This window comes from Pseudomonas iridis (genome assembly GCF_017980685.1).
Taxonomy (GTDB): domain Bacteria; phylum Pseudomonadota; class Gammaproteobacteria; order Pseudomonadales; family Pseudomonadaceae; genus Aquipseudomonas; species Aquipseudomonas iridis.
This window is the reverse complement of sequence record NZ_JACXXO010000028.1, coordinates 23,215-31,622: the sequence shown is the minus strand read 5'-3', so window position 1 is coordinate 31,622 and position 8,408 is coordinate 23,215. Positions and strand designations below refer to the sequence as shown.

The 8,408-nt window shown below is 63.7% G+C and carries 10 protein-coding genes; all 10 read right to left on the bottom strand.

The features are described 5' to 3' along the window. The coding region (locus IEQ42_RS26760; protein WP_210706137.1) for a hypothetical protein at positions 1 to 4,210 on the bottom strand (4,210 nt) is incomplete at its 3' end. 43 nt (positions 4,211 to 4,253) lie between these two features. Then, positions 4,254 to 4,496 carry a hypothetical protein gene (locus tag IEQ42_RS26755; protein WP_210706136.1) on the bottom strand — a complete coding sequence of 81 codons (243 nt, stop codon included), beginning with the start codon at positions 4,494 to 4,496 and terminating at the stop codon, positions 4,254 to 4,256. Between the two features lie 20 nt (positions 4,497 to 4,516). Next, the gene (locus IEQ42_RS26750; protein ID WP_210706135.1) at positions 4,517 to 4,867 is read right to left on the bottom strand and encodes a hypothetical protein; all 351 of its coding nucleotides are present in this window, start codon (positions 4,865 to 4,867) and stop codon (positions 4,517 to 4,519) included. An 87-nt stretch (positions 4,868 to 4,954) separates the two neighbouring features. Continuing rightward, a complete protein-coding gene (locus IEQ42_RS26745; protein WP_210706134.1) occupies positions 4,955 to 5,425 on the bottom strand; it encodes a phage tail tube protein in 471 nt (156 codons plus the stop codon). 56 nt (positions 5,426 to 5,481) lie between these two features. After that, the gene (locus IEQ42_RS26740) at positions 5,482 to 5,868 is read right to left on the bottom strand and encodes a DUF3168 domain-containing protein (RefSeq protein WP_210706133.1); all 387 of its coding nucleotides are present in this window, start codon (positions 5,866 to 5,868) and stop codon (positions 5,482 to 5,484) included. Then, positions 5,865 to 6,287 carry an HK97-gp10 family putative phage morphogenesis protein gene (locus IEQ42_RS26735; protein ID WP_210706132.1) on the bottom strand — a complete coding sequence of 141 codons (423 nt, stop codon included), beginning with the start codon at positions 6,285 to 6,287 and terminating at the stop codon, positions 5,865 to 5,867. The genes IEQ42_RS26740 and IEQ42_RS26735 overlap by 4 nt, the downstream gene beginning before the upstream one ends. 2 nt (positions 6,288 to 6,289) lie before the next feature. After that, the gene (locus tag IEQ42_RS26730) at positions 6,290 to 6,616 is read right to left on the bottom strand and encodes a head-tail adaptor protein (RefSeq protein ID WP_210706131.1); all 327 of its coding nucleotides are present in this window, start codon (positions 6,614 to 6,616) and stop codon (positions 6,290 to 6,292) included. After that, on the bottom strand, positions 6,613 to 6,930 hold the full coding sequence (locus IEQ42_RS26725; protein ID WP_210706130.1) for a head-tail connector protein: 318 nt from the start codon (positions 6,928 to 6,930) through the stop codon (positions 6,613 to 6,615). The genes IEQ42_RS26730 and IEQ42_RS26725 overlap by 4 nt, the downstream gene beginning before the upstream one ends. Then, positions 6,930 to 7,157: a hypothetical protein gene (locus IEQ42_RS26720; protein WP_210706129.1), complete on the bottom strand. Its 228-nt coding sequence runs from the start codon at positions 7,155 to 7,157 to the stop codon at positions 6,930 to 6,932. Before IEQ42_RS26720 ends, IEQ42_RS26725 begins: the two co-directional genes overlap by 1 nt. A 48-nt stretch (positions 7,158 to 7,205) precedes the next feature. Next, positions 7,206 to 8,408 (bottom strand): phage major capsid protein, encoded by a 1,203-nt coding sequence (locus IEQ42_RS26715; protein WP_210706128.1) that lies wholly within the window; start codon positions 8,406 to 8,408, stop codon positions 7,206 to 7,208.

The following is an 8,408-nucleotide window of genomic DNA, read 5'->3' as shown; positions in this document are numbered from 1 at the left end:
AGACAGCCGAGTCGCCCAAACCAGCGAACCATTTATCCAGCTCTTCCTGGACAGCTTCCGCTGTCTTGCCCTTGGTGCTGATCTTACTGGCCGCCACGTTCAAGCCGTCGAGCACCGTCTCGCTCAGTTGAACGCCGAGCGCCGAGAACAACCCCATGGAATTGAGGATCTTCTCGTTATAAGCCGAGCCCAGCGCATCTTCGGTCTCTGCATCCAGCGCGCTGTACCGTGTGCGCTTTTTGCTGCTGGAAAATAAGCCGCCTTTTTTCTTCTGGTAAATGTACTGCTGAGCATCGAACTCGCCATTTTCGACACCGAGGGAGATGCCGCCGTCCTTGGTTTCCCAAGCGCCGCCGAACAGCTTCTTGCCCACTGCGCCCCATACCGCCTGGTGCAACGTCGAGCCGCTGATGATTGCAGCCAGCTTGCCACCCACCAGCTTGCTGTTGATTTTGTCGGTCAGCTCCATGATTCCGGATTGCAGGGCAATCGGTGCCATGGTGGCCTTGCCCAGCGCAGTGTCGCCGCCAGTGGCCTGCATCTCGCTCATGCTTGGGCGAACCCCGGCATCGTACAGCTTGCCGGATTGGTACATGCCCATGACGATGGCCAGCGGCCACATGGCGGCCGCACTCGACATCGCCGAAGAGATCGCCGCGCCAACGCCCTGTGAGGCCGCCGCGGTGGTCGCCCCGGCCACGCCGATGTTGGTGCCAATCGAAGCCGCACCTTCGGCCACTGCCGCCGACAGCGAGGCCGCGGTGATGCCTTCAGCGCCCACGGTGGCCGCGGCCGCCGCCGCTTGCGCCGCCGTGACCCCGGTGAGGGCAGCGGTGGTCGCGGCGGTACCGGCCGCCGTCGCGCCGGTGATGGCGATGTTGCCGCCGATCAGGCTGGTGAAGCCACCGCTGAGGGTGCTGGCGATGTTCGACAGCATGTTGCTGTAGTAGCCGGCACCACCTGAGATCGCACCGCCGATACCGCCCGAGGCATACCCCGAGGCCACCGACGAACCGACACCGGTGATGGTATTCCAGGCCGAATACAGGTTTTTGCCGATACCGGCCAAACCACCAAACAACCCACCGCCCGACTCCGACGACGAGCCGCCGGCACTGCCGAGTAACTTGCCCCACACCGACGACAGACCCTGACCGTTATCGGTGCCGGTCAGCCAATTGCTGATCGAGGCCAGCAACGGCTTGGTGGTGAGCATGTGCGCGATCTCGCCAAAGGCCTGCTTAGCGCCCTTGACCAGGTTATCCCACAGGTTGTCCGCGCCGCTGCCGATGTTGGCCCAGGCATCGGCAAACACCCCGTCGATGCGATCAATCGCCCCTTCGGTCATCTGCCCCCACAGCGTGGCCTTGCTGCGGTTGACCTCGTACTCGTCGCCAAGCTTGACCAGGGCCGCCTGATAGGCGGCCGCGTTTTGTGGATACAAGGCCATCGCCGCATTCAGCGCTTGCTGGTCCGCGGTGTAGTCCTTAAGCAGTTTGGCCTCGGGGTACAGGCGCTCCATGATGCCGCCAGCGTTGGCCGCCTGCTGGGCGACTTTCACCGCGTCCTGCTGAGCCTTGGTCGCCGCCAACAGGTGCTCGTATTCCTGGCTGCCAATCTCGACATTTTTCCCGGCCAGGGCCACGGTCATGGCCTTTTGCACGTTATAGGCCGCCAGGGCCTCAGCGCCCTGCAGGGTGGCCTTGGCTTGCGCAATCAGGTCGGTGGTTTCTTGCTCCAGGTTGTAGGCCGACTGGCTGACGTTCAGCTTGTCCTGCGCGTCCTGTTGGGCCTTGAGCGCTTTCTCCACGGCCGCCCGCGCCGCAGCGCCGGTTTTCAGCAGCGCCTCTTCGACCTTTTGCTGCAGGCCGAACTCGCGGGATTTGTCGGTGCCGGCCAGGTACGCCGCCGCCAAGCCAGTCGCCGAGCTGATCGCGATATCGGCCTGGGCCTTGAGGTCGGTCAGCGCCTTGGCTTGTTTCTCGGCCTCGGCGGCGGCTTCTTTGGCGGCACTGGTGCCGCTTTTGGTCGCGGCGGTGGCTTGCTTGGTGGCCTCCTTGGCGGCCTCAATCGCCGCAGCCTTGGCCAAGATCGAGGACTTGTCGGTGTCGGTCAGCTCGGTATGTTCGGCGATGTAGCGGTTAGCGATCTTGGTCGCGTTACCGCCATCCTGCAGCCCGTCGAGCTGTTTCTGCAGGGTTTGCAGGTAGGTGGTGCCGGCCACGCTCATACCGGTTTTTGCGGCGTTGTTGGCCTCGGTTTCGGCGGTGTTGGCATTGAGCGCGGCTGTTTGCGCGTCTAACTTGAGCGTGGTCTCGGCGAGCACGCCACCGGCGTTACTCACCGCCTTGGCTTGTTTCAGCCACGCATTGATCTGCGCGTCATCGATCCCCGCCTTGCCGCGCAACCCCTCCAGGATCGGCGCCAGCGCTTGACCATTGGCCTGGGCTTCTTTCAGCCGCGCAATCAGCTCCGAGTATTCCTTGAGCTGCACGGAATAGCCGCCCAGCCGGGCCTGGCTCGGGTCCACCGTCGCGGCACGGATCGACGACGCCAGGTTGCCGAATTCGCTGGCCACGGTTTTCGCCGCGGCCGCCTGCGCCTCGCCCCACTGCACCAGGGTGCCTTTACGCTGATCCTCGTTCAGCGTCTTGAATTTGGCAATGACCTGGTCCAGCGGCGCCTTCATCTCGTCCAGGCTGATCGCCGCCTGGTTGGTGTTGTCGCGCATGGTCAGGAACGCAATGCCGGCCCCCACGGCGAGGGCGGCAATGCCCACCGGGCCACCGAGCAAGGCCAGCAGCCCCGAGCCGGCCCGCGCCGCCAGCGACGACGCCGCGGCCAGTTCCGTCTTAGCGGCCGCTGCCGCAGTGGTGGCCGCCGTGTCCTTGGCCAGCGCCGCTGACTCGGCCGTCAGTACCGCACCCAACTGCGCACCCGCCTGAGCGGCGGCCTTTTTCGCCGCGGTCAATTCCACATCGGTCGCGGCCAAGGCGCGGGTGTACTTAGCCTCCTCAGCGGTGCCCACGGCCAGCGCCGTCGAATAGGCCAGCTGGTCGCGCGCCGCCTGCAGCATACGTACCTTGGCCAGCGCCGCTTCTTCGGTGGCCCGCGCCGTCACCACGGTGGCCGAGGCTTCGGTGGCCAGCGCCGCCGCCAGGCCCGCCGCCGCCGCAGCCTGCTCCGACTTGGCCAGGGCATTGCCCTTGACCGCCAAACTGTCGGCGAGCGTGGCCTTGGTGCTGACCAGTACCTGACTGGCGTAGCTGATAAAGCTCGCGGCGACCTTGGCCCCGAGCACGCCGGCTAGCAGGTTGACGTTCTCCACCAGAAAGCTGATGCCCGCGCCCAAGGCTTGCATGGCGCCGTTGTCGGACATGCCGTTAAGGTGCTGGGTGACCTGCTCGATGCTCGGCAGGAGGCCGACCACCAGCTGATTGGAGGCGCCCGCGAACGATGTCTCCAGGGTGCGAATCGACTGGTTGACCGCCACCAGGCGATCAATCTGGATGGTCGAGAGCACTTTGCCGGCGCGCTCGGCCTGATCGCCAAACTCTTTAAAGCCCTGGCCATTGTTGCGCAGCAGCGGAATCAGGGCGGTGGTCTCGTCCGCCATGGACTCCATGTAGAAGGTCATTTCTTGCTGGTTGAGGTTGGCCTTTTCCAGCGAGCTGTAATACAGCTGCAGCGCCTGCGGACCGGAGAGATTGCGGAACATCTCCGCCGTCACCCCGACCTTGGGCGCGATGTTGGTGAAGAAGTCTTTCATCTCGCCGCCGCCGGTGGAAACGAATTCCCCGACCCGGTCGTTAACATCCTTGAGGATGTCCGAAAGCTTCTCCTGCTCGACGCCGACCGTCTTGGCCCCGGCCGCAATGCGCTGGAATTCGCTGGTCGAGGCGTTAGCCAGCGACGATAGGTTGCGCACTTCCTGGGCGTACTGGGCGGTCTTCGCAGTGATCGCCACCAGCCCGGCCACCGCGCCGGCGGACGCCAGGCTGATGCCGTTAAACGCCGAGCTGACCGCCTGCTGCAGCGCGCTGGCATTGGCCCCAGTGCGGTCGAACGCACTGTCGATGCGCCCGAGGTTGGCGTCCATTTTTCCAGCGGTTTGCGACACGGCGGCGTCCCCGCGCGCCAGTTCCTGACGAAGCTGCGCCGTGGTCGCTTCGATGTTGATCAACATGCCTTGTACGTCGGCGTCGGCCATTGCTTTTCTCCAGGCAAAAAAAAACCGCACAAGGCGGTTTAGGTCACTCGGGTGTTGCTTTTGGACGGCTCATCGCCGCGACCCGGAAGCCCATGCGCGCTTCCTTGGCCACCGCCTGCTTGGACGGCGGCGAGTCGCCGCCACCCCCGCCGAACGGGTTGGTGTCACTGAGAAATTGCCGCTTGGACTCCCAAGCCATGACGATCTCAACGACCGGCGTGCGCCAGGCTTCACGCGGCGACCAACCCAACCAACCGGTGGCGATCTGGAACAGCTCATCGACCACGCTGTGGTTGGGGTCGCGCTTTACGCGTTTCCCGATTCAGCCTGCGCTTCCAGTTCCGCGTCGGTTTTGCCGGCCGGGTTGAGGAAACCGTGCAGGTACGGCACCACCTGGCTGCCGGCGACCTCGAGACCGGCCTCGAACACCGCTTCTTCAATGGCATCGGCCGCGCCTTTTTTCGCCAGATTGACGCCAGTACCGACCGCGATGACGAACGAGATGCTGGTCAGGTTGGCGGTGCCAATCGAGGTCAGGGCGGCAAAGACCCCACCAAAACGCTGTTCGATGGCCTTCATCGCTTTGAGGGTCGGTTTCAGGGTGAAGGTCTCGTCGCCGAGGGTGACTTCAACGGTGCCGTGGTTGGTCTTGGACATGAGGATGCTCTTGATAAAAAAGGGGTAAGGGGGGAAGGTCAAGCAGCGGCCGACGCCGCCGAGAGCGGCGCCGGCTGCAGGGGCCGATTAAGGCTCGAGGACTTCATACACTTCGGAGTTGATGCCCAGGGTCACGGCGCGCTTGATGACGCCCTCAACGCTGATGCCGGTCTTTTTGTTGCTCATGACCTTGGCCGCCATGTAGTCGATGGAGCCATCGACGTACACGACCTTAATCGGGTAATCGAACTTGGAGCGATCCTTGAACGCTTCGACCAACTTCAACTGGCCGGCATCGCCGGCATCAAAGCCAATCGACAGCTCGACCGAGCCGGCATCGGCCAGGCCCTTCAAATGTTTGGCGCGGCCTTGGGCCAGGCCGGAAAAACTCACATCGTTGATGGTGTCGCCGTAGTCGCCGATGCTTTCCATTTCGCCGACCTCGACATAGACCAACGCGGCCAACAGCGTGATGGCCGCGGCATGGTCGGCTGGTAGGTCCGCCGTGAGGCGTGGACCGATGTAAAAACGGCTGCCAGCGCCGGTATTGATAGACATAAGCAGTCCTCCTGAAGGACAGGTGATAAGCCGCAAAGCGGCAAAGGTGGGGTGATTTAGTGTTGGGTGAGGATGCTCAGCGTGACGCTGCCCATGTAGGTCGCGCCGTCCGGTTCACGGCGGGTCTCGGTGCGCAGTACCCGCACCGAGACGGCGCGACCGGTGCTCAGTGGCAGCGGCTGCCCATCCAGGGCGGCAACGATCTCGCTGTTGATGCGTTTGACTTCGGCCTGCCCGGCGTAACTGGACCAGACCGCCAGGTAAAACAGGCGAGTTTCGCGCTTGGCCCCGGACAGCGGCGAGCTGTTACGCGACACCTCATAGTCGAGGGTCACGTAGGGGTAAGGGGTTTTCGCCGGTACCGCATCGAACACCTTCACGCTCAAGGCGCCGCTGAGCTTTTGAAACAACGCCGCTTGTAAGGCCAGGCTGGGATCGCTCACGTGACCTCCGCTTTGCGCAAGGTGGAGGCGATCGCCTGGCGGATCAGCAACACGATCTCCTCACGGTTGAGGTCATACGAAGGCCGCAGCCACGGGTGCGCCGGCATGCCGGCAATCGCATGCTCGCCACGCCGGTAACCTTTGGTGCCGTACTCGATGAACTTGGTATAGAAAAACTTCTGGTTGTCACGCTTGCCCCGGATACCGATCTGCGCATCCAGGCCGCTTTTCGAGACAAAGACCTTCAACGACTGCTCGGCGCGGCCGGTGTCGCGCAGAATCAAGTCCTGCTGGGTGCTCAAGACCAGCGCCGCGGCCTGCAGCATGGCCGGGCGTAAATCGCTTTCGATCTCGTTGCCCAGCTTGCGCAGCTTGCCGCGCAGTTTGAAATCCCCTTTCACACTGGAACGTCGCGCCATGATCAGGCCTCCTGAGCGGGAACAAGCGAACACGGCAGGCGCAGCAGCGAGTGCTGGTTATCCGGCAGCACGGCCTCGACCAGGTAACGCGTACTGCCGTCGACAATGCGCAGGCCGACCTGCAGATCCGCCGCGGGCCGGGCCAGCAGTTCGGCGCTGATCAGCGCGGTAATCTGCTGCGCGACGACCGCGGTGCGACCGCCGGGCAACCCGATCTCCACCCAAATCTTGCGCAGTTCCGACCAGCCTTGCGTGTAACCGCCGAAGCCATCCGGCACCCGCTCCTCCTGCTGCAGCGAGCAGCGATGACGCAGCGGCCCGGCCCTCATAGCTTCACCCAGCGGTGCGGTGACCACAGCGCCGTGGTGGCCAGCGGCAGCGCCGTCGCGGTAATGCCAGTGACGGCGCTCTCGCGATTGGCGTACCAATGCCCAACCAGCAGCAGCACACCCTGGGTAATGCTCTTGCTCAGACGCAAGGCATTGCCCAGCGGCTCCGGCAGGTCGGCGTCGGGCGCCAGCAGGGTGCGATTGGTCCAGGTTTCAAAGGCGCTTAACGCCGCCTCGGTGTAGCCCAGGATCAACTCGTCTTCCTCTGCGGTATCGACCCGCAGGTGCAACTTCACCATGGCCGGATCGATCATTACTGACCTCCGGCGCCGGCCTTCGGCTTGGCAGGCGCTTTGGGCTTGCTGGCCGACAGCGGCACCTTCGCCGGCGCGGTGCCGCCTGGATACGTCGCCACCTGCAGGTGCTCCACTGCCACTTCGGCGCAGCGCTCGGAGACGTCTTGCTCGCCCGGCTCGACCTCGATCACATGATTGCCATCGACCGCGAACTTGAAGCCCGCGGTGACCAGAATTATCGGCATAACGATTGCTCCTCGAAGCCAGGGCACCCCGCAGGGTGCCCTGGGCGGTTACGCGCTGAGGGTCAGCACCTTGGCCGCGCACGAGTCGGTGAGCATGCCGCCGACGCGCTTGGTGGTGTAGAAACCGACGTTCGGCTTGTTGGTGAACGGGTCACGCAGCACGCGGGTGCCGAGACGGTCGACGATGGTGTAAGCGCGTTTGTAGTCACCAAACGCCACCGCATTGGCGTCGGCGGCCACCGCGGGCATGTCTTCGTTCTCGGCCACGCCATAACCGAGCAGGCTCGACGGCTGACCCGCCTGCAGGCCCGGCTGCCAGATGTAGGCGCCGGTGACCGCATCCTTGAAGGTGCGCACCTTGAACAGGGTCATGGTCGGCATCATCCACGACGCATTGGCGCGGTAGCCCTTCTTCAGGCTGTACACCAACTTCACCAGGTCATCGGCATCAAAGTCGCCGGCAGTGCCGGACTTGATGTTTTGCAGCACGCCGAAAGCGCGGGTCTTGTCGCCGGTCAGGGCCATGGCATAGGCCAGCAGGCCCTTGGGTTTGTTGATGCCGTCACCCAGGAGGAACGCGGAGCCTTCACGCTCGGCGAACTCGCGAGCCACCTCGCCGTTGAGCCAGGCCTCGGCGTTGAAGAACATGTCGTCGAGCGCAGTCTGAGTCGCCTGCGGGTTGGCATAAATCTCGCCCATCACCGCCTGGATTTGCTTCAGCGTCGGGGTGTTGGTTTCCGGCCGGTCCTCGACCTCACCGACCCAACCGGAGCCCGCGCCGCCAGTGTTGACCAGTTTTTTGTAGTCCGCGGTGCCAATGGTCATCTGCCCGCAGATTTGCCGCATCGGCGATTCATCGCGCAGCAGCTCGAGGATGGTGCGGTCCAGTTCTTCCGGTACCGCATAACCGCCGTCCGACTCGACGGTGGTCTGCAGGGCTTTTTGCTGCATTTCAGCCAGGCCGTCGTCCTTGCCCTTGCGCACGAACTGCATGAATGCCGCCTTGTGCTCGGACACCGCCTTGACGTTGCCACCGCCTGGACGTTTGATCGCCACCAGCTCCTGCTCCAGGTTGGACTTCAGCTCGCCCAGCTCGGTCAGCTTGGCGTTGAGGGTTTCGACCTCGCCGGCGAGCTTGCCCTTTTCCGCGATCAGCCCGTCGAGACGCGCGTCGTTCTTTTCCTTGAACTCGTCAAACTTCTTGCCGATAGCCTCGGCAACGTCCTGCACATCTTTCAATTCAACAGCCAT

Coding starts and splice junctions, on each gene's coding strand:
- IEQ42_RS26750 (WP_210706135.1), bottom strand. CDS start 4,867: ATGTCCAAGACCAACCACGGCACCGTTGAAGTCACCCTCGGCGACGAG.
- IEQ42_RS26745 (WP_210706134.1), bottom strand. CDS start 5,425: ATGTCTATCAATACCGGCGCTGGCAGCCGTTTTTACATCGGTCCACGC.
- IEQ42_RS26735 (WP_210706132.1), bottom strand. CDS start 6,287: ATGGCGCGACGTTCCAGTGTGAAAGGGGATTTCAAACTGCGCGGCAAG.
- IEQ42_RS26730 (WP_210706131.1), bottom strand. CDS start 6,616: ATGAGGGCCGGGCCGCTGCGTCATCGCTGCTCGCTGCAGCAGGAGGAG.
- IEQ42_RS26725 (WP_210706130.1), bottom strand. CDS start 6,930: ATGATCGATCCGGCCATGGTGAAGTTGCACCTGCGGGTCGATACCGCA.
- IEQ42_RS26720 (WP_210706129.1), bottom strand. CDS start 7,157: ATGCCGATAATTCTGGTCACCGCGGGCTTCAAGTTCGCGGTCGATGGC.
- IEQ42_RS26715 (WP_210706128.1), bottom strand. CDS start 8,408: ATGGCTGTTGAATTGAAAGATGTGCAGGACGTTGCCGAGGCTATCGGC.